General features: G+C 69.8%; 15 protein-coding genes. 9 read left to right on the top strand and 6 right to left on the bottom strand.

The features are described 5' to 3' along the window. Together ABTZ54_RS27170 and ABTZ54_RS27175 are read right to left on the bottom strand one after the other, a co-directional pair. Nucleotides 1-1504: DUF1254 domain-containing protein (locus tag ABTZ54_RS27170; protein WP_351667958.1), on the bottom strand; the 1504-nt coding region annotated here is incomplete at its 3' end. A 3-nt stretch (nucleotides 1505-1507) separates the two neighbouring features. Further along, nucleotides 1508-3070 carry a DUF1254 domain-containing protein gene (locus ABTZ54_RS27175; RefSeq protein WP_351667960.1) on the bottom strand — a complete coding sequence of 521 codons (1563 nt, stop codon included), beginning with the start codon at nucleotides 3068-3070 and terminating at the stop codon, nucleotides 1508-1510. Nucleotides 3071-3250: 180 nt separating this feature from the next. On the opposite strand from ABTZ54_RS27175, the gene ABTZ54_RS27180 reads away from it, so the two are divergent. From ABTZ54_RS27180 to ABTZ54_RS27210, 7 genes are all read left to right on the top strand, one after another. After that, nucleotides 3251-4270, top strand: coding sequence for an MDR family NADP-dependent oxidoreductase (locus ABTZ54_RS27180; RefSeq protein WP_351667962.1), 1020 nt, complete (start codon nucleotides 3251-3253; stop codon nucleotides 4268-4270). 78 nt (nucleotides 4271-4348) lie between these two features. Then, on the top strand, nucleotides 4349-4852 hold the full coding sequence (locus tag ABTZ54_RS27185; protein WP_351667964.1) for a MerR family transcriptional regulator: 504 nt from the start codon (nucleotides 4349-4351) through the stop codon (nucleotides 4850-4852). 11 nt (nucleotides 4853-4863) lie between these two features. Next, complete coding sequence (locus ABTZ54_RS27190) at nucleotides 4864-6372, top strand: hypothetical protein (protein ID WP_351667966.1); 1509 nt, start codon at nucleotides 4864-4866, stop codon at nucleotides 6370-6372. Then, nucleotides 6372-7217, top strand: a complete 846-nt coding sequence (locus tag ABTZ54_RS27195) for a hypothetical protein (RefSeq protein ID WP_351667968.1) — start codon at nucleotides 6372-6374, stop codon at nucleotides 7215-7217. The genes ABTZ54_RS27190 and ABTZ54_RS27195 overlap by 1 nt, the downstream gene beginning before the upstream one ends. Then, nucleotides 7210-11700 (top strand): hypothetical protein, encoded by a 4491-nt coding sequence (locus ABTZ54_RS27200; RefSeq protein WP_351667970.1) that lies wholly within the window; start codon nucleotides 7210-7212, stop codon nucleotides 11698-11700. The genes ABTZ54_RS27195 and ABTZ54_RS27200 overlap by 8 nt, the downstream gene beginning before the upstream one ends. After that, entirely contained in the window at nucleotides 11687-12862 is a 1176-nt protein-coding gene (locus ABTZ54_RS27205; RefSeq protein ID WP_351667972.1) for a Wadjet anti-phage system protein JetD domain-containing protein, read from the top strand. Before ABTZ54_RS27200 ends, ABTZ54_RS27205 begins: the two co-directional genes overlap by 14 nt. 107 nt (nucleotides 12863-12969) lie before the next feature. After that, nucleotides 12970-14760 carry a tetratricopeptide repeat protein gene (locus ABTZ54_RS27210; protein WP_351667974.1) on the top strand — a complete coding sequence of 597 codons (1791 nt, stop codon included), beginning with the start codon at nucleotides 12970-12972 and terminating at the stop codon, nucleotides 14758-14760. 231 nt (nucleotides 14761-14991) lie between these two features. Here ABTZ54_RS27210 and ABTZ54_RS27215 read toward each other — a convergent pair whose 3' ends face one another. Beyond that, the gene (locus ABTZ54_RS27215; protein ID WP_351667976.1) at nucleotides 14992-15933 is read right to left on the bottom strand and encodes an alkylmercury lyase family protein; all 942 of its coding nucleotides are present in this window, start codon (nucleotides 15931-15933) and stop codon (nucleotides 14992-14994) included. 97 nt (nucleotides 15934-16030) lie between these two features. Here ABTZ54_RS27215 and ABTZ54_RS27220 point away from each other — a divergent pair, with 97 nt between their 5' ends. Both ABTZ54_RS27220 and ABTZ54_RS27225 read left to right on the top strand, forming a co-directional pair. Then, nucleotides 16031-16432 carry a heavy metal-responsive transcriptional regulator gene (locus tag ABTZ54_RS27220; RefSeq protein WP_351667978.1) on the top strand — a complete coding sequence of 134 codons (402 nt, stop codon included), beginning with the start codon at nucleotides 16031-16033 and terminating at the stop codon, nucleotides 16430-16432. A gap of 78 nt (nucleotides 16433-16510) precedes the next feature. After that, complete coding sequence (locus ABTZ54_RS27225) at nucleotides 16511-17863, top strand: (5-formylfuran-3-yl)methyl phosphate synthase (protein WP_351667980.1); 1353 nt, start codon at nucleotides 16511-16513, stop codon at nucleotides 17861-17863. Between the two features lie 58 nt (nucleotides 17864-17921). On the opposite strand, the gene ABTZ54_RS27230 is transcribed toward ABTZ54_RS27225, so the two are convergent. The 3 genes from ABTZ54_RS27230 to ABTZ54_RS27240 form a co-directional block, all read right to left on the bottom strand. After that, nucleotides 17922-18134, bottom strand: coding sequence for a DUF6243 family protein (locus tag ABTZ54_RS27230; RefSeq protein WP_351667982.1), 213 nt, complete (start codon nucleotides 18132-18134; stop codon nucleotides 17922-17924). Nucleotides 18135-18342: 208 nt separating this feature from the next. Beyond that, the gene (locus tag ABTZ54_RS27235) at nucleotides 18343-19263 is read right to left on the bottom strand and encodes a hypothetical protein (protein ID WP_351667984.1); all 921 of its coding nucleotides are present in this window, start codon (nucleotides 19261-19263) and stop codon (nucleotides 18343-18345) included. Between the two features lie 99 nt (nucleotides 19264-19362). Further along, complete coding sequence (locus ABTZ54_RS27240) at nucleotides 19363-20709, bottom strand: cytochrome P450 (protein WP_351667986.1); 1347 nt, start codon at nucleotides 20707-20709, stop codon at nucleotides 19363-19365. Nucleotides 20710-20894: the final 185 nt, after the last annotated feature.

The raw sequence follows: 20894 nt of genomic DNA on the forward strand, positions 1-20894 counted from the left end.
CCCTCCACGATCCCGCGCAGCGACGGCTTGTCCGCGTCCCGCTTGGGAGGAGCGGGCGACAGGCGTCGGCACAGCGCCACCGACAGTTCACCGGCTCGAACTCGCCGGGCCGCCAGCTCCCGTCGAACCACGGCTCCAGCGGCCCGTACAGCCGCAGGATCGCGAACCAGGCCTTGCCCGGCACGGTCCGGATCCAGTTGCCCTCCCGCCCGGCGGGCGGTGTCGGGCCGAAGAAGAGCTCCGTACCGCCGTCGTCCTCGGCCCGCACCGTGCCCGGCAGGCTGGAGAGGGCCGGGTACGGGTTGTCCGTCCGGAGGAGGGAGCGGGTCTGGGTGTCGTAGAGGTCGACGGCCCAGAAGTTCTTCGCCGGGACGTCGGCGGGCAGCCGCAGCCGGTAGGTGCGCGACCCGTCGAGCCAGGCGCCCTGGGCGTCCTCTGCGGTGTACGCGTACTGGGACCCGGTCCCGACCGTCTTCGCGGCCATCGCCGGGGTGATGACGGTGGCGAAGTAGTGGAAGAGGGTACGGGCGTCCAGCAGCCGGGTGCCGTCGCGCAGGAACGCGTGGCTGCCGCCGACGAACGGCGTCTTCCAGGAGGACTCGCCCGGGTAGAGGTACACGGCCGGGTCGCGCGGCCGGTAGACCAGCGAGCGGGCGATGGCCGCCGCGATCGGCGCGGCCTTGGCGAGCAGGGACCGCAGCCGGTCGTCGGGGGAGAAGGGGCGGCCCTTGACGATGCCGAGGGCGGCGAGCTGCCCGGCCCGCTCGGCGTCGAGCGCCTCGACCGGCTCCTCCTGGACGAGGGTGTCGATCTCCTCGTAGTAGGTGTAGTCGTTGGCGTGGACGGTGTTGTGGGGGGTGTCGGCGATGTTCAGGAAGCGCATCGGCGGCGGGTCCTCGGCCCGCGCCAGCGGATAGACACGGGTCTTCTTCAGCGCCGGGACGCCGCCGAGGGCGCGGACGACGAGCCAGTTGGTGTACGTGGGGGAGCGGTACGTGAAGTACCCGTCGGGCACCTCGCCGTCATACCCCGGCGGCAGGAAGAGGTACTTCCCGCCGGCGCCCTTGTCCGGTCCGGCGAGCCCGAGGTCGGCGACGTACCGGAACCAGAAGTCGTCCACGACGCAGAGCGATTCGGGCGGGTTCTCCACCACGGTCGGCCCGTCGGCGCGCAGGTCGAGGAAGGTCGTGCCGTAGGTCGTCTCGGTGTTGGGGGTGAGGTAGAAGCTGCCGGAGTTCGCCCGGGGATCGGTGTAGGCGAGGGTCCGCGCGCTGTCGACGCCGACCGAGCGCAGTCCGGCGCGCAGGGCGACGAGCGAGGCGCCGGGGATGGTGTTGAGGTAGACGTCGACGCCGCGGATCAGGTCGAGCAGGTCGTAGGAGGAGGCGACCGTCGAGGCGTCGGGCAGGCCGTCGAAGAAGCGCAGGTCGCCGAGTGGGGTGGCGACGTGGTCGGGCATCGAGATCGAGCGCAGGGCGTCCTCGGGTACGGGTACGTCGGTCATGGGTCACGGCCTCTCTGTACGGGGTTCGATCTCGCCGGGCCGCCAGCTCTTGTCGAAGAAGGAGGGCAGCGGGCTGTAGAAGCGGAGGATGGCGAACCAGTTGCGGTCCGGCAGGGTCTGCACCCAGTTCCCCTCCGCCGCCTCGGCCGGGCGTTCGGGCGCGAACCAGAGCACGGTCGAGCCGTCGGCCCCGGTCGTGGCGGCGGGGGTCGGGTACCTCTGCGAACCGGCGCGCGGGAAGCGCTGCGCGGTGGCGACCATGGAGCGGCTCTGGTTGTCGTACAGGGTGATCGACCAGAACTTCTCGGCGGGGATCCCCGGCGGCAGCACCAGCCGGTACGTCCGCCCGCCCTTCAGCGCGTCGCCGTTCGCGTCCATGGTGGCGCCCACGTACTGGGAGCCGATGCGCGGCAGGTTCATGCACATCGCCGGTGTGATGCCGGTGGCGAGGTAGAAGAAGGACGCGCGGGCGTCGAGCAGCTTCGCGCCGTGGTCGGGGAACGGCCGCACGCCCTCGCGGGTGACGAGCGCCGGCGGGGTCTGGAAGGTGAATCCCCCGGTGAACAGGGGCGAGGTCCAGTTCGACCCGGTCCCGGGGTAGTAGTGGAAGCCCTCCTCGGGGCGCGGGCGCAGGGCGACCGCGCGGGCGTACGCGTTGGCGGTGGCCACGGCGTCCGCGAGGAGCTCGCTCCGGCGCGCGTCCGGCGCGAAGGGCCGGTCCTTGACGATGCCGATCGCCGCGATCGGGGCGGCGACCTCCGGATCGAGCGCGGCGGCGGCCTCGGCCTGCACGGCCTCGTCGAGGAGCGTGAAGTACGAGGCGTCCACCGGCGGGACCGTGTTGATCACGAGCCCGCTGCCCTCGACGAACCGTGGCGTCCGCGGCTCGGCGAGCGGCGCGAGGGGGGCCTCGCCGAGCAGGAAGGAGCCGATCGACGTGCCGTACCCGCCGGGCACGTACGGCGTGATCCTCAGCTGCTCCCGGATCCGCCGGACGGCGGGCGCGGGGTCGTCGTCCTCCAGGAAGCAGCGCCCCAGCAGCCACACCCGGCTCGTCCGCACCCGGTGCGTGAACATCCCGCCCTCGGGCAGCGGCCCGTCGTACCCGGGCCCGGCGAACAGATACCGCCCGCCGGCCCCCCGGTCCGGCCCCGGCACACCGAGGTCGGTGACCCACCGGAACCACATGTCGTCGGCGACCACGAGGCACTCCTCGGGGATGTCGACGACGACGGGCCCGTCCGACAGGTCGAGGAAGGTGAAGAAGTAGACGGTGTCGGCGTTGGCGGTGAGGAACAGCGAGTTCGCGTCCATCAGCTCGGAGAACAGCAGCACGTCCCCGTCGGCGACCCCGGCGGCCAGCATCGCCCGCCGCATCGCCCACAAGGACACGGCGGGCAGCCCCGCCAGATGCGCCTCGATCCCGCGCATCCGGTCCAGCTGCCCGTACACGGTCTCGACCGTCTCCACCGTCGGCATCCCGTCCTCGAAGAGGAAGGTCCCGGCCGAGGTCTTCACCGTGTCGGGTGTGAGGAGGGAGGCGGGAACGGCACGTTCGTCGGGCATGGGTGACCCCTCTCGCTACGGGCGCGGTTCGTCCGAGGCTATGCGGAACGGATAAATGGCGCATATCGGCCGGATGGTGAGTGGTCGTCTTGCCTCTGACGCGCACGGCAGGGTTTACGGTCACGCCGATCCGCCCGCCACGACTCTCTCCCTCCCCCCTTTTTTCTCTCTGGAGCGCCCATGTCCACCCATCGCGAGATCCGGCTGCGCACCCGCCCCGAGCACGGCCTCCCGGCACCCGAACACTTCGAACTCGTCACCACGGCCCGGCCCGTCCCCGGCCCCGGGGACGTCCTCGTCAGGAACCGCTGGTTCGCGGTCCCCGCCGCGCTGCGGACCCTCATCGGGGGCGGAGTGAAGGGGGCTCCCTTCCCGCCCGTCGAACCAGGCGACCCCCTGATCGGCCCGGCCGTCGGCGAGGTCGTGTCCGCCCCGGACGGCGCGGGCCCGCGCCCCGGGGAGCTCGTCGCCCACTGGCAGGGCTGGCGCGACTACGCCGCGGTGCCCGTGGCGGCCTGCACCCCGCTGGGCGACGAGCTGCCCGACCCGGTCGCCCACCTGTCCCAGGGCTGGACCGCGTACGCGGCCCTCACCCGGGGCGCGGAGATACGCGCGGGGGACACGGTCCTGGTCACCGGCGGGGCCGGCGCCGTGGGGACGATGGCCGGACAGATCGCCCGGCTCCTGGGCGCGGGCCGGGTGATCGGCAGCACGGGGTCACCGGCCAAGGCCGAGCGGCTCGTCACCGAACTCGGCTACGACGCGGCCCTCGTCCGAGGCGGCCCCACCCCCTTCGCCGCCCAGCTCGCCGAGGCCGCGCCCGAGGGCATCGACGTGCTCGTGGACCTGGTCGGCGGCGACCAGCTGAGCGCCGCGCTCGCCGCCGCCCGCCCGGGAGCGCGAGCCGTCCTCGTCGGCGCGCTCTCCGGCCAGCTCGACCCGGAGGGCGCGGGGAACGAGGCGCGCGTGGAGCTCGACTCGCTCGCCCTGATCCTCGACCGCGTCACCCTGCGCGGCTTCAGCCCGCTGGACCACCCGGAGACGGAGCCGGAGTGGCGGACCCGCTTCGGCGACTGGCTGCGCGCGGGGACCATCACGTTCCCGCACGTACGGCTGGCGGGCATGGACCGGGCCGCCGAGGCGTTGCGGGAGGTGATGGAAGGACGTCATCTCGGCGCGGTGGTGGTCGAGTTGGGGTGACGGTTTCGCATGACGGTTGCGGTCGCGGCGAGGGTCGCGACGAGGCCGCGGCGAGGGTCGCGACGAGGGGCGGTAGGGATGCGGATCGGCGACGCGGCGGCAGCGGCGGGGACGACGCCCCGGGCCCTGCGCTTCTACGAGGAACGCGGCCTCCTCCCGCCACCGGACCGCACCCCGTCCGGTCAACGCCGCTACACCCCGGACGACATCGCCCGAGTCCGGGTCGTACGGGCCCTCCTCGCCCTCGGCCTGACGATCGAGGACGTCCACGCCTGCGTGGCCGGCCTCCCCTTCCTGGACGCCGACGCGATCACCTCCCGCCGAATGCCCGAGGCCGTCTGCATGCGCGCGTCCCCGGTGGTGAGCCGCCGCATCGCAGCCCTAGACGCGGAGATCACCCGCCTCACCCGCCACCGCGACGAACTGATCGCCCGCTCGACGCCGGGGGCGGAGGGCGGCGCCGCGTCGGACCGGGGAACGGTGCCCGCGAGCGGCACACCCCGGGCGAGGGACCGGATCAGGGTGGACGGTGGCCGTGGGGACTTTCGCTGTTCCGTCCCACTGGCCCGGCGAGTTGACTAGCGTGATGCGGCGTGTACGACAACCAAGAGGCCGTACCCGTCAATCTTCCCGATGACGGTCTGGCGCGTCGAGCCAAGGCGCTGGCCTGCACTGCTCCCCTACGGGCGCTGGATGACAACAAGGCGAGTCTCCGATGGGGGGACGCGAGTGTCTACCAACTGGCCGAGATTGCGCTGCACACCATCGACCAGGTCACCATCTCGATGGACTTCGACTCCGGAGCCTGCCGGGATCGGGTGCTCGATCAGGTGAGGCAGTTCGTCGCGCTCCAGGCACCGAGCCGTGCGCCCGAGGAACACCGGAGGGTGGCCCGGCACGTACTCGAGCGTCTGATCAACGTCGGCACCGTGGACCGTGGCTTCAATGAGACCTATGGGTCGGTTGACGGGGACGGCGTCTACCGGCGCTTTACGTTCGAGTTCAATCTGCTGGTCGAGCGGGCCGGCCCGGACGGAGAGGTGTACCTCCGAGCCACCGACGAGGCGATCAACGTTCTGGTCGGTGCGCTCGACACGGATGTGGAGTCGGCGCAGATCGCCGCAGAGGTGAAGCTCGACAGTCTGATCAAGCGAGGCAGGCTGGCCGAAGCCAAACTCGCTGCCGAGCAGGCCCGCTACCGCACGGTTCAGTACGGGGAGATGCTCCGCCAACTGCTGGACGCCACCGCGAGGGACGTCCGTGCGGTGGACTGGGAGCAGGAGGTGCCGGACCTGCTCGCGAACGCGCTGGAGCACATCGAGGAGCGCTACGAGTTCGAGCATCGCATCCTGCGCAACATCAGCGAGGCGCGCGACAAGGCGGACAATCCCCTTCGGAAGCAGAGGGCCGCGGAACTGGTCAGCATCGTCCGCGACTGCATCCGCCGCCACATGAAGCTGCAGAGCAGACTGCTCACGGCTCGCTCCCTGTTCCGCGAGGAGCAGGACCGGCAGCAGTTCGCCGAGCTCCCCAAGCGCGCTGTACTGGATCTCCATGGCCAGGTCCTGACTCCGGTCCTGGGACTCACCCTCGCCGACGCGCTCACGGTTGGCGAAGGGTTCTTCCGGGGTGCAGTCGGTCCAGAAGCTCCGGCTCTCCTCGGCTTGCCGTCCCTGGTCACCAGGCTTCTCAAACCCGCCCCGGAGCGTGAGCGGTTCGGCGAGGAGATCCCGGATCCTGTGCTGGAGGAGACTCCGGAGCGGCCTGCATTCACCCTGGAGGACTGGTCCGTCACCGATGCGCTCCTGGATCTGCGCGACGCACCCCGGACTCTGAGCGACCTGCTCACCGAGGCCGAGTCGAGGGCCTCCAGTGCAGCCGAGTTGCTGTTGCACCGGGCCGTCAACGCGTTCCAGCCGGCGGTCGGCGAACACATCGCGCGCAATGCGGCTCACGTTCTCGTCGGCGTGGGCACCGGAGAACGGTTTGACCTTCCCCGTTTCGGCGGTGACGACCTGCTGCTCCGCTCCGTCCCGATCACCCTGCACGCCGCAGGCGTCGAGCCGGAGCGAGACACCGATTCTCCCGAGGACGCGTTCTGATGAGTGACACTTTCCCGATCTCCGACGCGGAGGATGCCGCTCAGCTGGTGGCCTTCGGCATGCGCCCACGCCTGCGTCCCTCCCAGGACCGGGAGTACGACGGCCTCATCCGCCGCTTCCGCGAGGAAGACATGTTCCGCTTCCTGACCGAGAGGATCGCGTTCAGCCTGGGCCTTCACGTGATCAAGGTCGGCCCCACCACGGGCGTCGTCCTGGCGGCTGTCGCGGGGTCCGTCTTCGAGACGAAGATCGAGGACTACGCCCGCGTGTCACGCCACCGCGGAGAGGGCGAGAAGGCACTGCACGGAATCATCCACCTTGCGGTGGCCGCCCTCGCATTTCCCCGCCCGGCGGATCTGGATGACGATGGCTACATCGGCAGGGTCAGAGCGAGCCTGGTCGACGAAACAGTCCGGGAGATCTGCCGGAAGCTGCGCCGGCAGGCGGCAGAGTCGGAGAGCATGGAGGACGCTCCCAGCGGTACCTCGGAGCTGGAGCGGGCCTGGCGGGCCTATGCACGCAGGCCGGAGACATCCCAGACCAAGGACGGGCGTGCCGCCCTGAACTCGACCAGGGCGATGACGTCTCGCGCACTGCGGTTCCTCACGGAGCAGGGGCTCCTGACGATGGTCGAGGACGATGACGCGGAGGAGAGCGTGTTCCGCACGACCCCCCGCTACCAGGTGCAGGTGCGCGAGCTTGCCTCGACGACCGCCTTCACGGAACTCCTCTCCCTCGGTGTCGTCCCTGAGATCACCGACCCGGCAGGGACCCTGCGGGTCGATCTTCCAGGCGCGCGCACCTCCCAGTCGAACGCCGATCCGAAGGCTGCCACAGATGTATGAGCTGTCCCGAGTGGCGCTCCAGTCCGTCGGTCCAGGTGGAGCCCGCTACCAGAACGTCCTCCTCGACTTCAGCGCAGTCGGCACACCGGTATCCGACCGCCAGATGTCACTGTTCGGCGCTGGTGCACCGGTACGCCGCCCCTCACCGGCCACCGTGCTGTTCCTGGAGAACGGCGGCGGCAAGTCCGTCCTGATCAAGCTGATCTTCTCGGTGGTTCTCCCTGGACTGCGCCAGGTCGTCGGTACGACCGGCGGTGGAGTTCTCGAGCGATTCGTCCTGCCCAAGGACACGGCCCATGTGGCCCTGGAGTGGACGCATGCCGGCAGCGGGAGACGGCTGATCACCGGCAAGGTGATGGAGTGGAAGGACCGACGGGAGTCCTCCGATCCTCGGAACCTGATCCAGCGTTGGTACCACTTCCGCCCCACAGCGACCCTGGGTCTGGACACCCTTCCCTTCTCGTCGAGCAATCGCTACCGAACGCAAGGCGACTACCTGACCGAGCTGCAGAAGGCCAACGCCGCCCATCCCGTCATGGAGTACGGAGAGTTCGATCGACAGAGGGAGTGGACGGAACGGCTGGCCGATCTGAATCTGGATCCAGAGCTGTTCAAGTACCAGCGGAGCATGAACGCCGACGAGGGGGAGGCAGCGGAGGCGTTCTCCTTCAACAGCGACGTGGCCTTCGTGAACTTCCTCCTCGGCGCGGTCCTGCCCGCCGACCCGGCCAGGGAGCTCGCGGACCTGCTGGACACATATGCGGGCCGCCTGCACCGACGGGGTGAACTCCTGCTGGAGAGGGACTTCGCGCAGGGATCGCTGGACATTCTGCAATCTCTCGCCGTGGCACGGGAGAACGCTGACGTGGCGCGTGACCAGCGCGCGAGCGCGGCACGAAGAATGGCTGGACTACTGAGCCGGCTACGGGTCCGAGCCGAAGCCGAGGCCTCCGCGGTCAAGCGGATTCAGGAGGAGGCCGCGCAACTCTCGGCCGAGCAAGAGAAGCAGAACGCCGAGCACGTCCGGCTCACGGCCGTAACCGTGGAGCTGGAGCGCCAGGTCGCTCGACTCAAATGGGAGGACGCGGCGTCGCAGTCCGAAGACGCGGATGCGGACGCGCAGCGTGCCGAAAGCATCGCAGCGGCGTGGAAGGTCACCCCCACCATTCTTCGACAGCTCACCGCACAGCGGCGACTGGGCAGCCTCCGAGCCGTGGTGGAAGCCACCGAGGAGGCCGCGCGACCCGCATTGGTCGCCCGGGACCGGGCGGCCGGGCTGCTGGTCGGTGCCCTCCGCAGCGGGATCGAGGAGCTGCGCGCCGCCGCCGAGCAGGACGACACCGCAGCCCGAGCCGCCGTCGAGCAGGCCGAGGATGATCAGAAGGCCCACAACGAGGCACTCGCGCGAGCGATCAGTCACGTGAAGGAGAGCGAATCCGCCGAGCAGCGCGTGCGAGAAGTGCGGGAGCTGGTCGAGAAGGCCGTACGTGAGGGCCTGCTCCGGCCCGACCATCCCGCGTCGACTCAGCTGGAAGAGGCCAGGCGTGCCGCGGCGGACAACGCGAGTCGGGTCGAGCTACTGGAGGACGAGGCCAAACGGCTCGAAGCCGAGCAGCAGTCGGCCAGCAAGGCGGTCCGGGCATCGGAGCAACACCTGGCGGTCCTGCACCAGGCTCTGGAGAGCGTCCGGAGGGAGTGCAAGGCAGTGGCGGACCGCGAGGCCGCTCTCTCTATGGATCCCGCGTTCGTGGCCCTGCTCGGCCACCGGCCCGAGCACTTGGAGACCTCCGCCGAGCCGCTGCGGAGCCAGTTGGTCGAGATCCAGGAGAAGGCGGCCACCGAGATCACGAACCTACGTGTCGCGGAGGCACGGGACGAGCGATCCCGTATGGCCCTGGAGAGCACCGAGTTGCTCCCCGCCTCTCCCGAGGCCGCACAGGTCAAGGAGATCCTCGCGGCAGGCGGCATCACCGCCTGGACCGGCTGGGAGTACCTTGCGGCGTTCCCCGATGTGGAGCGTCGCCGTGCCCTCGTCCAACGGATGCCACAGCTGGCGAGTGGTGTCCTGCTGAACGACCCCGGCCAGATCCACGCGGCGCGAGAGCTCGTCCGTGAACAGGTGCCGAACCCGAGCGTGTTCCTCGCGGTGAGCACAACGGAAGCCGCAGAAGGCACGGAGTCCGTGGAATCCGCGGACCAGGAACTCCTGCCGATCGCCGGTGTGGACTTCGTCGTACCGCCGCACCCGGCGCTGTACGACGAGCGGGCCGCCGACGCGGAACGCCGCTTGCTGAGGCAGCGCCACGAACGACGAGTGGAGCGCCTTGCCGAGCTCGACGAACGGCGGGCTGCCGCGGCCGCTCTGACCGCCCGGCTCCAGGAATGGCGCAGGGAATGCCCGCCCGGCCGGCTCGACCAGCTGAAGAGCGAGTCGGAAGAGCGGAGCGGGCTCGTGGACGAGGGGGAACGCAAGGTCGAGGAAGTGCGCACTGTCCACGACACGCTGGCGGAGCACCGTGCCGCGGCTCTGGAGGAGGCGCATCCGGTCCGGTCCTCGCAGCGTGGACTGGATGAGCGCGTTCATCGACTGGAGAGCCTCGCGGACCAGGAGATGCGCGTCCCGGGATGGGAGAGTACGGCAGCGCTGCACAGAGCAGCGGGCGCGCGTGAGAAGAAGGCCGCCGACAACGCCATGGACGAGGCCCGTCGGAGCCGTGAACAAGCCGCCATGCAGCAGCGCAGGGCGGACGGCCTGCGTGCCTCCGCGAGCAGACTCTCGGAAGAACTGGTGGCCCTGCCCACGGATACGGACACGGAGGCCGTGGGGCCGGCGGAACGGACGAGCGCGCCCCTGGAGGTACTCCGACGCGACTACGCACATGCCGTCGATACGCATGTGCGGGCATCGGTCGGAGATCAACTGATGGCCGATCTGCGCCGTGCGGAGAGTGACGTCTCCTTGATCGCGAAGGAACTCGAAGAGCACGCGCCCGCCGTGGTCGAGCTGGCCCGAACCTTCTTGGAGGGTCCCCACGGCGCTGACACCGCTTCCCGTGAACTCGCCCGCAGATTCGCCGACCAGGAGGCCCCGGAAGCGCGCCGCCGAGCGGCCGAACTGAGTGCGCGGGCGGCGATCCGTAAGGACGAATACAGCGCGTTCGAAACCCCTCTCACCGAAGTGGACCTGACACCGTTCGAGAGGCCGCGCCACGTCGGACATGGCCTGGGTCTCGTGGAAGAGGCGAGGAGGGCACGGAACGAGGCACAGTGGGTGGTAGAGGATCTGGAGCGACATCGCCGGCAGTTGAAGGCCTCGTGGGAACAAGCAGAGTCTTCCCGTTCGGGCTTCGAACAACTACTTTTCGAGTGGTCTGAGTTCGAGGAGTTCGCGCCTGTCGATCCAGATCCGGCACCGTTCGAGGGAGATCTCACGGTCGCCAGAGCGGAACATCAGGCGACGCGTAGAGCCCATGAGGAGGCTCGCAGGCAGAAGGCGGATGCGGAGGGCGAAGAGCGCCACCACTCCGACAGATTGGTCCGCCACGCGAGCCAGGAGAAATTCCTGTCCCTGGAGACGAGCAGCCGCCAGATCGTTGTCAAGGCGGAGCGAGTCGCCCTCCCCGCGCGGGCCGCCGAGTGGGCCGGCGCCATGCGTGGACGCCTCCGGTCGCTCACCGACGATCTGGAGACCATCGAGCGGCATCGAAAAGCGATCGTTCAGCAATTGTCCCAGCAGGTCGCCGACGCTCTGGAGACGCTGCGGCGCGCCGAGCGGTTCTCCAGGTTGCCGAAGGGGCTCGGCGACTGGTCCGGACAGAAGTTCTTGCGGATCCGGTTCAAGGCCATTTCCGAAGAGGCCTTGCTCGATCGCATGGGCCTCCTGGTGGACGACGTGTCCAAGAACACGATGACGGCTCTGTCCGCGGGTCGGGAGCCCAGGCGTGACGGAATCTCTCTCATTCTCAAGGGCGTCGCCGCTGGAGTGCCGGGCGGGTTCAAGGTGAAGATCCTCAAACCCGATTCCGTACTGCGCACTCAGCAAGTGCCTGTGTCCGACATTCGCGCCGTCTTCTCCGGCGGTCAGCTCCTCACTACGGCGATCATTCTGTACTGCACCATGGCCGCGCTGCGCGCCAACGACCGTGGGCGGGTGGGCAAGCAGCACTCAGGGGTGTTGTTCCTCGACAACCCGATCGGCCGGGCCTCATCGACCTATCTTCTCAGACTCCAGCAGTCCGTCGCCCGAACGCTTGGCGTGCAACTCGTCTACACGACTGGCGTGTTCGAGACCGAGGCGCTGAACACTTTCCCCCTGGTGATCAGGCTGCGAAACGACGCGGATCTCCGGGCCCGGCGCAAGTATCTCTCCGTGGAGGGAGTGTTCGGGCATTATCTGGACGAATCCCTGTCTGCGGCGGGGGGACCTCAGATCTCGGCGTCCCGCTACTTCAGCAAGGAAGAAGGAGCCGATGGCGACGAGTGAAGGCGGTCTCTCCAGCAAACCTCCGAGCGAGGCGGCGCTCGAACTCCTCTCCAGGGTCCATCAGAAGGAATTCGACTGCGGGTGGAAGGGCACGACGAATCGGGATGTGGGGATCGCCGATGTGCAGGAGATCTACCTCCGTATGCCACCGCCCGCCGGGCGGGGGAAGGAACTCCCCAACCGGATCCTCTCGGACTACCTCAGGCAATTGGCAGATGCGGGACATCTGAAGCTCTCGGAAAAGACGGACGGCGAACGGCGCTGGGCGTTGTCGCTGAGCATCAAACTGATGCCCGTTCGATCCGTGGCCAGGACCATTCCGCCGATGCCTCTGTGGCAGAGCAGACTGGCGAGGGCTGAGAAGCACTGGGGCTTGCCTGGGACGAGCGGCAGGATCCGGGCCGTCTATGAGGCGCTGAACACCTGGCTGCATCGCGGACGCCCGGGGATGCGTCTTCCTCTGCGTGAGCGGGCACTGCAGATCTTCGGGCAGCATCCGTTCTTCCAGCAGCCGGGGCACCCGGCGGAGAAGATCTTCGATACTCTGAAGGCGGGGCCGATCTTCTCCGACAGGGAGGAGGTGTTGAAGCTGCTCAATGCCTTCGACGTCGATCCGCCCCTGCTCAGCAAGGACTTCAGTTCGTCACGACTGGATGAGGAGAGCGGCGGCCACCACAGACTGGGCAAGGGCCGTGGACTGCTCGTCGTCGAGAATTCCACGACCTACTGGTCGATCTCCCACATGCTGGGGCACATCGACCATCGCATCGGTCACGTCGCGTGGGGCGTAGGCGCGATCTTCCAGAAGTCCATCGGGAGCATCGTCGCGGAGGACCGCATCTCCGACGTCGTCTACTTCGGTGATCTCGATGCCAGTGGCCTGCGTATTCCCGTCAGAGCCGACGGCTATGTCTCCGGCTTGAAGGTCCGCCCAGCAGTCGAGTTGTACGACGCGCTGCTGCGGCTCGGCACCCCGGGCCGCTGCCCGCCCAAGGAGGCGAGGATGACGCCGGCAAGGGCCCAGGAGCTGGCCGCCTGGCTGGACCCTAGGCACCGCGACCGGGTTCGCGACCTCATGCTGCGGGGCGAGAGGCTGGCACAGGAGTGGGTCGGCTTCGATCATTTGAGCACCAACGAGGACTGGTACACGGATGTGCGGTGACGTAACTCCCTCGCCGTACGCTTCGTTGAGCGAGGCAGTCGGCAGCGGTCGGCGTGATGGCCAGGCTGACGACTCGACGCGCGGCTGAGCCTCTGAGAGGCGAGTGAATGACTCCTCTGGAAGACGTGGCCGGCGGTGTGGTGGCACGGGATTCTCGCCAACCCGTCCCCGTCCGCCGGCAGTCGCTGGCGGCCTCGGTCGTCGAGGCATTGAGCCGCTACGGCATCGTCGTGGTGACCGGCCGGGACGGAGTCGGGAAGTCGTTCCTGCTCGAGCAGGAGGTGTATCCAGCGTGCTCCCGACAGTTCTCTTCACGTGTCCTGTTGTCCGATGAGCTGCTGAGGAACTTGGAATCCTTCGAGGACGAGTTCGTTCCGAAACTGCGGCCACCAGTACTGCTCGTCGTCGACGACGGCCTGACGCCCGAATCGTTCCCGGACGCGTTGCTGAGCCATCGTTTCCACGTCATCGTCGTCTCACGTGACCCGGCGGCCAGATGGCAACACCTTGCGAAGGTAGTGGAGGTCGGACCCTTCAGCCGTGCGGAATCGATCCAGTTCCTCACGACCAATGTTGTAGGACTGGGGGAGGAGGAAGCCGATCGTCTGGCTGCTCACCTGGGGGACCTGCCACGTGCGCTTGAAGGAGCCCTTCGATGGTTCACGCCGGACGACACCGGCGACAGCTTCCTCGAGAAGGTCAGGACTCACCCCCATCTGATGTACGGAGAGGGGTCGGGGTACCTCACGGCGCGTCCCGCCTCGCTGATGGAGGAGGTTCGTCTGAAGGTGAACGATGTGCCGGATGGCGGCAGACTTGCTCCTCGTGACGTTCTGGGCGCACTTGCCTTGATGGACGGCGCGCCGTTTCCCGTGTCGTCTCTCGCATGCCGGTCAGAGCGGCCGGGATGGCGGTCGGCGCTCAACGAGCTGCCTGCTGACCGGCGCACACCCCTGTACGGCCTTGCTGCCGTGTTCAGGGACCTGGAGCGGCGGGGGCTCGTCACACTGGTCGACGGTGAAGTACGTATGGTCTGGCTCACGTGCCAGTTGGTGCGTTCCGCTCTCTCACCGAATGAGCTCGAGCGGGCCGGCCGCCTGGCCGAGGTGATGCTGCTCGGCAACGTGCCCGATGGCCACGGCGAGGCGCTGTGGGGGGACTGGCCATGCTGGGAGGCGAGCGCGGCCGCTTTGAACGCCATCGACCCTGCGTTCCTGACGACGTCCGCCGGCCGTTACGCCCTTCTTGCCGGCTGTGAATTTCTCTTGGAGCGGGGATGCCTGTCCCAGGTGCGCGATCGTCTGCTCGTACTCCGTGCGACTTGGAGACGCGCCGAGGGCGTACCGTTGGACATCCGCCTCAGGGTTCTCGACTTGCTGACACGAACCACCTATCAGCTCGGAGACGCTCGTGCGTCCTGCCGATACGGCGAGACCGCCTACCGGGCTCGACTGGCGGCGTACGGCCCACGGCGCCTTGACTCCACCACCCTGGCCGGTGCCGCACAATGGGCGCTGGCCGCCGGATGGGTCGACTGGCTGGAGGAGCTGTGGCAGCTCGCGGAAAGCATCCCGGATCAGCGGCTGGCGCGCCGTATCGAGTGCTTCGCGATGCAGCTGCGTGTGCGGTCTCCGTACGGGCCTTGTCTCGTCGAGCAGATCGAGAGGATCGTCCGGGCGCAGAGCGACACGATCGGCCCTGAGCACCCCTACACCCTCGTCACGATGGATCTCCTGGCCCGCGCACACCGCAGGTCCGGGCAGCCAGAGGACGCGCTGACCTGGTTCGAGCGGACGTTGGAACTGCGTGGCAGCACTCTCGGGCCTTGGCACCCGGACACACGAGCCTCGGCACTGGCTCTGTACGAGCAGCGTCGAGAGCTGGGACGCAAGGCTTGAGGTAGGCGTTCGAGATCGCCCGGCCGAAGGCACCGCGTAGATCGCGGCGAAGGTGAGGAAGGCGGTGGCGCGACCTTCGTCGTTCCACTGCTCGGCGGTGTGACGTGGACGCCTAGCGTTGTCGACGTCCGTCCGGCGTGCTCCAGCCCGGCTTCCACACTGAGCTGGTCGTCGTGTCGTACAGGTTGGTGACTGTTAACGGGTGGTGGGGTCCAGACGGGGAAGACGGTGCTACGCGCCGGTGAGGAGATGGCCGAAGGTCTGGCGGCCGATGTCCTCCGCCTGGGCCTGGTCGACGATCTGCCCGGTGACGTCCGTGCGGTGCCGCGCGGCCCATGTCTCGGCGGAGGCGGGGGTGGTGAAGAAGTTCAGGGTGTCGCAGCAGACCTCGGCGGCGGGGCCGGCCCCGCCCCGGCGCCCGACGAAGACGACCGCGGTCGACGGCTCCCACGTCGTCCGCCCGTCCTCGCTGGTGACCGTCACGGGGTCGCCGGTGATCGGGTCGGACGAGGTGATCACGGCGTCGCGGCCGAGCATCGAGGGGATGCCGAGGGCGTCGATCGCGCACATCGACCACACCTGGGCCCCGCCGGCGATCGTCACGCTGTGCCGGGTGGGCACGGCGGAGAAGGGGTAGGCGGCCTGGATCCGCCCTTCGCCACCCAGGGTCAGGAAGTCCTCGCGGTCCAGCTCGGCGAGCACCTCGGCTGCCGTCCGACCCGCCTCGGCGGCGGTCTGCTCAAGCGCGGCGGGCTCGGGCGCGCGACCGGTGGCGGCGAAGTGCCGCAGTACGGCCCGGTGGACGGCCCGCAGGCCGCCCTCGACGGGAGCGAGCCGACCCCGGCCGGCCCGGCCCACCAGGTCCAGGACGTCCACCGCGGGGGCCAGGGCCAGGCGCAGGTCGTCGACACTGGGCGCGCCGTCCACCCCGCCGTCGGCGTCCCGGTAGATCCGGCAGGACACGCTCGGCTCCGCCCCGGCCCGCGCGAAGGGGTCGGCGCCGTCGATGAGCACCGTCGGCGAGCCGGTCATGCCCGTCCGCTCGGCGTCGGCCTGCTCGGTGACCTCCACGAGGACGACCTCGGCCGCCCGGCCGCCCAGGGCGACGGTGATCCGTTCGCGTACGACCGGACCGTTGGGGCAGTCCGGCACCGTCAGCACGGTGATCCGCATCGTGGCGTCCTCACAGCTCGTCGTCGCAGCTCGTGGCTTCTCGGGGACGACGCTAGACCTTCCAGTGCACTGGAAGGTCAAGGGCTAGGGTGAAGACATGCGCGTCGGAGACCTCGCCGCGGCCGGCGGTGTGACGGCCAAGACGGTCCGCTACTACGAACAGGCGGGCCTGCTGCCCGCGCCACCGCGCACCCCCGGCGGCTACCGCGACTACCCGCCCACCGCCGTGACCCGCCTGGCGTTCATCCGCGACGCCCAGCACGCGGGCCTCACCCTCGCCGAGATCCGTGGCGTCCTCACCCTCCGGGACAGCGGCGAAGCCCCCTGCGGCCAGGTCGTCCACCTGATCGACCAGCACCTGGAAGAGATCGACCGGCGCATGGCCGAGCTGCGCACGACCCGGACCGCACTGCGCGAGCTCGCCCGACGGGCCGCCGAGACCGACCCCGCCACCTGCGCGGAGGACGGCATCTGCAGCATCTTCAGCACTCTTCCGTAACTCACCCTCTCAGCCACGCGACTTGGATAGCGTCTGCTCCGGCATGGCTGAGAGGTACGAGAGGGTGGGGATACGGACGTGGGCAAGCGTATGGACGGCGACCGGCGGCTTCTGGTCAGCGTGTTCGGGCCGCAGGAGGCCCGGGAGGCGGTGCTGGGCGGGGCGAGGATCATCGACAGCGAGGACCCGCGCAGCGCGCTCGGCACGATCAAGCCGCGCCGCATCATGGACATCGCGGACGCCGTCCTCGCCGCCCGCCGGGACCTGCCCGTCCAGCTGAGCACCAACATCGGGGAGGACCAGCTCCTCTACCGCCGGGCCGCGGACGGCACGGCGATCGGCAAGTCCGCGTACGAGATGGTCGGCAAGGCGGCCCAGGCGGCGCTCGGCGTCGCCGTGTCGATGGGTACGCGGGTCCACCCGTGCCCGATCGTCAAGGTCGGCCTCGACGGCATGGACGTCGGCCGGCTCACCGACGTGCTCGGCGAGATCACCGCGACCCTGCGCCGGGCCGACGGCCTGGGCCGCACCCGCGTGATGTCGGTGCTGTTCGCCCAGGACCTGGACCTGTGGGACGCCCGCAAGACCCTGCCGCAGGTCCGCCGCGCCCTGGTGGGGCTGCGCGAGTACGACCCGGCCACGCCGGACACCGCGGACGCCTTCGACCTGGCGGACCTCGCGGACGCGCTGCTGGGTGACGACGGTCGCCTGCTCTTCCCCGACCACCGGCCCGACGAGGCGGAACTGAAGGCCCACGGGGCTCTGCCGCCCACCGCACGCGGCACGTTCGTCACGGTCAACGAGCCGTTCGCGCACGCCGACCACGGCCTGACCCGCAGCCGCCGTACCGACCGTGAGGCGATCCGGGCCATGGTCGAGGCCAGCGCGGCGGCGGGCGCCGACGCCATCATGATCGACACCAGCATCCTGCTGAAGGTCGCCCGCATCGGGCTCATCTCCACGGCCGGCAGTGACGAGGTGGTGGACCTGGACGCCCACGACACGGACGCGCACGGTCTGCCCCGCGCCGGGATCCTCACCCTGAAGGAGATCCGCTTCTTCGTGGACCTGTGCCACGCCCGGGGCCTTGAGGCCAACCTCGCCGGCTCCGTCCAGAGCCACCAGGCCCAGCAGATGTGGCGGCTGGTGCCCGACCTCGACCAGCTCTCCGCCCGGGGCGGCGTCGTCGCCCTCGCCCACGACCCCCTCCACGGCACGGGCGCCGCGACCCGGCACGACCGCGTCGTCCGCCGCGACCTGGTCGCCGGACTCGTCCCGCCGGAGCAGGGCGGCTACCTCGTGGTGCCCGAGCACATGACACGGTCGCCGAAGTTCCACACGGACCTGGACGACCTGCTCGCCCGCCACCCGGACCTCGACGTCCATGTGGCGGACCGCCATGGCGCGCTGTCCCCGCTGGAGCCCCGATAGAGGAAGGGCCCGAACCGCGACTCACGGTTCGGGCCCTGCCCCCTACGGATGGGGTACGTCAGCCCTGCTCGCCGCTCGCCTGCTGGGAGGCGGCCTCGGCCGCGCGGGCCTTCTCCTGCATCTTGCGCACCAGCTCCGCCTTACGGTCGGCGGCCCCCTGACGGTCGAGGTTGCGGTGCGGCCCGTTGTTCTGCCGCTCGGCCCGGGACTGCCTCTTGCGCTGGCCGCCGCCCTGGCCCACGGGGTTGTTGATGTTCTTGCTGTCGGTCACGGGTTCTCCCGGTGGTGGTGTGAGGTGATCTGCGGATTCGCCGGTGGGGGACGGGCGGGGGCCCGTCACGCTCTCACTCGTGGATCGGCGTCTGGAAGAACATGACAACGACGTTACCCGATTCGAACGCCCCCGCCGAAGACAGGCCCTTTTCCCGAAATATCCCGCATTCGAAGGCGACTACTCGGCTACGACCACCCGGCTGCGACTACTCGGCTGCCGGGTCGGCGCAGGCGGTGGCCCAGGGCCACTGACGGTTGTCGTACGGAGCGGTCGTCGGCAGGAGGGCTTCGCGGCCCCTGCGCGCCATCTCCCGGCGGACGGCCTCACGCGCCGCGTCGCCCAGGATCTCGACGTCCATGACCCGGCCCTGCCCGAAGAACGCGCGGCCGAGCTCGCGGTCGGCGACGACACGGGTGAGGAGGTCCAGCATCCGGTCCTCCGTGGTGGTGAACTCCGAGGTCTCGAAGAGGAACAGACGCTCGCCGATGGCCTGCTCGCCCACGTACTGGGCGAGGACCGTGAACAGGATGTTCTTGGTCCGTGTGACGTACACGGTGTTCACGGCCGCGTACACGTGCTCCAGAGAGCCGCCGAGCTCCGCCTGCCAGGAGTCCAGCACCTTCGTCCAGTGCCCGACCTGCGCGTCGGCGGCGCGTTCGGTCAGGCACAGGACGAGCGGGGCGCACTCCCGGGCGAACCGCCCGACGTGCTCCTCGGGGACGCGGCCGTCGTCGTCGAGGCGGGTGAGGAGCCGGTCGCACAGGCCGAGGGCGGCACGGGCGGCGCGTGCCTCCTCCGGCCCGAGGCCGTATCCGCCCAGGTCCTTCAGCGCGTGTGCCAGTGCCGTTCTGAGCTGGTCGTGGGCTTCCCTGGGGACCCGGGTGGGCGAGGTGGCCAGCTCGAAAGCGGCGACGGGAGCGTGTGCCAGATCCTTGAGCCGTTGGTAGACGGCGGGCACGGGCGGTGCGGACACGGGCGGCCTGCCGGGCGTGTGGAGGAGCAGCCGCCCGCCGGCTCCGTCGAACAGGGCCAGGATGACGGGCGTGGTGTCGAGCAGCCGCTCACGCCAGGCGGACGCCGCGTGCCGGTAGACGCTGCGCATGGCGTCACCAAGGTCAAGGTCCAACGTCGTGTCCTCGCTCCCCATGCGTCCCGGTGTGGCGCTGTTCCCCATCCTGTCCCTCCTGGATCCGCCCGTACCGTGGGTGAGGAATTTCGGCTGAGCTCATTCTCCGAACGCTCGATCGCAGAGTCCGGCTCGTCGCGCCCGCCGGGTGGTGCGGGTGCCGACGATGAGCTGGGCGGCCCGGTAGTACACCTCCTCCAGGTGGTCGCCCAGGTGGATGCGCGCGAGGAGCAGCCGGGCGCGGATGCGGTGGGGAGAGGACGCGGCCTGTTTCGGGGTGAAGAGGCAGGGGCCTCGGTTGTGCAGGGGGCGGGTGTGGCGGGCGGCGGTGTGCAGCGTGTAGCGCTGGAGGATCTCGCGGGTGGCGGCGTCGATGAGGCCGGGCGCGAGACCGCGCGCCGGGCAGGGCCGGTTGCCCGTGACGCCGAAGGGGGCGTGGTGGGTGGGGGCGGCGGACGGGTGCTGCCAGCGTTCGGGGAGGAACTCGTCGGGCCGGTCCTGGCCCTCGCGATGGTAGGCGGTGTAGTCGAAGCAGAGCACGGAGCCCGCGGGGATGCGGAGTCGGGCGGTCTCGATGTCCGCGGTGGTGACGCGGTGCGCGATGCCGAACAGGGGGAACAGCCGCAGCGACTCCTGGATCGCCGCGTGCAGCAGCCCGCTGTCGGCGTCGCGGGCGATGGCGTGCTGGAGCGGCGGGCGGGTCGCCAGGTTCATGCACAGGTGGGCCACCGCTTCGGACATCTGGGCGACGCCGGTGCCGAAGACGACCCCTTGGAGGTAGAGCGCCTGCTGGCGGAGCGTGAGGCTCTCCGGGAGGGCGGGCACCGCCGGGCCGGTGGCCAGGCGATGGGTGAGCGCGGAGATCAGTCGGTCGCGCACGCGCAGGTCGAGGGGCGTGATGTGCTTGATCGTCCCCAGCAGGTTGTCGGAGTTGGCGACGATGAGCGCGCGGGTGGCCGTCGGGCACGGCTCGTGGAAGACGAGCTCGTAGAAGAAGTCGGCCCACACCGGTGTCATCAGGTCGCGGACGCGCAGCACGGTCGGCCGGTCCGCCACCGGCCGCTCCAGGGCTTCGGCGGCCAGCCGTCCGGCGAGGTGGCGCGCCTCGGCCGGGGGGACCGCGAGGATACGCCGGGTCGTGGCCGCGACGCGTTCGTACGCGGGACCGTCCTCAAGGTTCTCCTGGTGGATCGCGGCACTCGGCGACAGCCAGTAGAAGTGCAGGTTGGACAGACTCGCGCCCTTGCGCCGGCGGCGGGTCGCGGGGTGACGGTAGAGGGCGGTGAAGTCGTCCGCGGTGGTGCCCTCGCCGGGGATCACGACCAGGGGTTCCTCGCTCATCCGCTCGAAGCCGCGCCCCCGGACGGTCGCGGACCGTTTCCACAGGCGGCGCCCGGCGGTCGCGATACCGAGGAGCGCGGCGGCGCGCAGGGCGAGGAGGGGCATGGCGTCTTCCTTGGGGACGGGAAGCGGCCCACGCGTCGGCGCGGCGGAGACACAGCGGCACGTGGGACGTGAGGGCGGGATGACGGGGGCAGGTTAGAAGGCGGGGGCGGTGCCGGGGAACGCTCGCCCCGATGCGGGCCGCCCGGTGGTGGGCGGGCTCCGTTGGGCCGCTTGGGACGCCGGTG

This window comes from Streptomyces sp. NPDC094032 (genome assembly GCF_040303965.1).
Classification (GTDB): Bacteria; Actinomycetota; Actinomycetes; order Streptomycetales; family Streptomycetaceae; genus Streptomyces.

Excerpts from the sequence above, each read along its gene's own strand:
- ABTZ54_RS27175 (WP_351667960.1), bottom strand. The coding sequence starts at position 3,070 with ATGCCCGACGAACGTGCCGTTCCCGCCTCCCTCCTCACACCCGACACG.
- ABTZ54_RS27180 (WP_351667962.1), top strand. The coding sequence starts at position 3,251 with ATGTCCACCCATCGCGAGATCCGGCTGCGCACCCGCCCCGAGCACGGC.
- ABTZ54_RS27185 (WP_351667964.1), top strand. The coding sequence starts at position 4,349 with ATGCGGATCGGCGACGCGGCGGCAGCGGCGGGGACGACGCCCCGGGCC.
- ABTZ54_RS27195 (WP_351667968.1), top strand. The coding sequence starts at position 6,372 with ATGAGTGACACTTTCCCGATCTCCGACGCGGAGGATGCCGCTCAGCTG.
- ABTZ54_RS27200 (WP_351667970.1), top strand. The coding sequence starts at position 7,210 with ATGTATGAGCTGTCCCGAGTGGCGCTCCAGTCCGTCGGTCCAGGTGGA.
- ABTZ54_RS27205 (WP_351667972.1), top strand. The coding sequence starts at position 11,687 with ATGGCGACGAGTGAAGGCGGTCTCTCCAGCAAACCTCCGAGCGAGGCG.
- ABTZ54_RS27210 (WP_351667974.1), top strand. The coding sequence starts at position 12,970 with ATGACTCCTCTGGAAGACGTGGCCGGCGGTGTGGTGGCACGGGATTCT.
- ABTZ54_RS27215 (WP_351667976.1), bottom strand. The coding sequence starts at position 15,933 with ATGCGGATCACCGTGCTGACGGTGCCGGACTGCCCCAACGGTCCGGTC.
- ABTZ54_RS27220 (WP_351667978.1), top strand. The coding sequence starts at position 16,031 with ATGCGCGTCGGAGACCTCGCCGCGGCCGGCGGTGTGACGGCCAAGACG.
- ABTZ54_RS27240 (WP_351667986.1), bottom strand. The coding sequence starts at position 20,709 with ATGCCCCTCCTCGCCCTGCGCGCCGCCGCGCTCCTCGGTATCGCGACC.